Source organism: Geomonas sp. (genome assembly GCF_056994735.1).
In genome coordinates, this window is the sequence record NZ_JBXKJL010000494.1 from 1 (window position 1) to 2,140 (window position 2,140).

General features: G+C 61.9%; 3 protein-coding genes. 1 reads left to right on the top strand and 2 read right to left on the bottom strand.

Annotation, left to right across the window (positions count from 1 at the left end; genetic code table 11):
• The first annotated feature begins 320 nt into the window (after nucleotides 1-320).
• Nucleotides 321-1,534 (top strand): ISAzo13 family transposase gene (locus AC11W3_RS20880; RefSeq protein ID WP_484093702.1). Its coding sequence is split into 2 segments (ribosomal slippage): nucleotides 321-801 and nucleotides 801-1,534, totalling 1,215 coding nucleotides; the frame shifts between segments, so codons are not numbered across the junction.
• A gap of 39 nt (nucleotides 1,535-1,573) precedes the next feature.
• Here AC11W3_RS20880 and AC11W3_RS20885 read toward each other — a convergent pair.
• Together AC11W3_RS20885 and AC11W3_RS20890 are read right to left on the bottom strand one after the other, a co-directional pair.
• Nucleotides 1,574-1,867 carry a GNAT family N-acetyltransferase gene (locus AC11W3_RS20885; RefSeq protein ID WP_484093703.1) on the bottom strand — a complete coding sequence of 98 codons (294 nt, stop codon included), beginning with the start codon at nucleotides 1,865-1,867 and terminating at the stop codon, nucleotides 1,574-1,576.
• Nucleotides 1,868-1,885: 18 nt separating this feature from the next.
• A partial coding sequence (locus AC11W3_RS20890) for a hypothetical protein (RefSeq protein WP_484093704.1) occupies nucleotides 1,886-2,140 on the bottom strand: 255 nt, incomplete at its 5' end.

A 2,140-nucleotide genomic window follows, 5' to 3' on the forward strand; every position in this document is an offset into this window, starting at 1 on the left:
GGCGCCGATGAGGACGGGGATCATTTCGGGTTCGGGTCGCATCTCCGTAAGCTCCTGAGCCTCTTGGTGTAGAGGCTCCAGGATACGGGCGACTTTTCTTCTTTCAAACCCCTTAGCAACTCCACCATCGCCTCCAACCACAGCGGCGGCGTCTCCGGTAACACACCTACCGGAGCCGACATAACGGTCAGCAGCTGCACCATCGCCAACAACGATGCCGCCGGATCAGACCGTGATTGGACAAACCACGGGGGCTTGAAAGAAGAAAAGTCGCCCGTATCCTGGAGCCTCTACACCAAGAGGCTCAGGAGCTTACGGAGATGCGACCCGAACCCGAAATGATCCCCGTCCTCATCGGCGCCGCCCAAACCCTCAAAGGAAGCCAGCGGCGGCTCTTCATGGCCAAGACGGTTCAGGCGATGGGACGGGGTGGGCAACGCTGGGCCGAGGAGCACCTGGGATGGTGCCGGGACACCATCCGCAAGGGGACGCACGAGCTCGAATCCGGCATGACCTGCGTCGATGCCTTCTCGGCCCGCCGCCGCAAGCCCGCCGAGGAACACCTGCCCCGGCTGCTCGATGACATCCGGGACATCGTCGATGGCCAGTGCCAGGCCGACCCCAAGTTCCAGACCCAGCGGCTCTTCATCCGCATCAGCGCCGCCGAGGTCCGGAGCCGGCTGATCACCAGGAAGGGCTACACCGACGCCGAGCTGCCCACCCCGCAAACGATCAACACGAAGCTCAACATGCTGGGCTACCGACTCACCAAGGTGGCCAAGTGCCGCCCCCAAAAAAAGTCCCACAGACCGACGCTATCTTCGAGCAGTTGAGCCAGATCAATCGCCAGGCCGACGAATCCCCGGAGACGCTCCGACTCTCGCTCGACGCCAAGGCGACAGTCCACATTGGCCCGTTCTCCCGCCGGGGCAGGAGCCGGACCAAGACCGAGGCGGCGGACCACGACTTCAAGCCCGAGACGACGCTGACACCCTACGGCATCCTCCTGCCTGAGTACGACGAGCTGATGCTCTACATGACCGGCTCACCGGTCACCAGCGACTTCATCGTGGACCGGCTGAAGGATTGGTGGGAGTTCAACCGGGTGCGGTTCCCCGAGGTCACGAAGCTGGTGCTGAACCTGGACAACGGGCCGGAGAACCACAGCCGCCGGACGCAGTTCCTCAAGCGGATGGTCGGGTTCGCCTGTGAGTATCAGCTCGACATCGAGTTGGCGTACTACCCGCCGTACCACAGCAAGTACAACCCGATCGAGCGGTGCTGGGGCATCCTGGAGTTGCACTGGAACGGGGCGTTGCTGGATTCGGTCGAGGCGGTGCTGGGCTACGCCGAGACGATGACCTGGAAGGGCGGGCATCCCGAGGTCGTGCTGGTCGAGACGGAGTACAGCAAGGGGGTGAGGCTGAGCCGGGAGGAGATGGAGGCGTTGGAGTCGGAGGTCACTCGGCTCCCCTCACTGGAGAAGTGGTTCGTGTCCATCTCGGGGAGACCGAAAAAGAGACGGGCGAGTTAACTTCTTTCAAACCCCTAAAAGAAGAGATTCAGCACAACGTTACGAGTTGCGGTGCGTACTCGCGTCGGCAACCTCGACTTGTTGTACGCCTCTTACCATGTAGAGTCGCTCATCAGCGTCTCGTACTGTCACAAATCCGAGCCGCATGTACAACTTCTGAGCAGGGTTCTTCTTAAGAACCTTAAGTTCCGTCGGTATTCGACATTCGTCGGCTTCCGCCAAAACTTTTCGAATGAGCATCTGTCCAATACCGCGTCCCTGAAACCGGGGGGCGATATGAATCTCTTCTACTGACCGCTGCGCAAAGAAGGTCAAATTCTGACACTGTAGCAAGGAAACCGGGTGATCGGATCACGCCGCTCTCGCCTTGTGCAGGACCTTGGTCGTCCGGGCCCGGCCCTTAGCCTGCCGCTCGCGCTGCAGGTCCAGCGCCAGGCGGCCCTCGATCGCCCGCTGCGTCCGCACCCGATACACCGTCTTCTGCATCTTGCGATACCGCCGGTTCCCCCGCTCCACCGCGTTCGACGTCGCTCCCATCAGCCGCTCGTCCAGGAACACCAGCGCCTTCTCCAGCCCCGGCGACCGCAGCTTCTTCAACACCGCGCC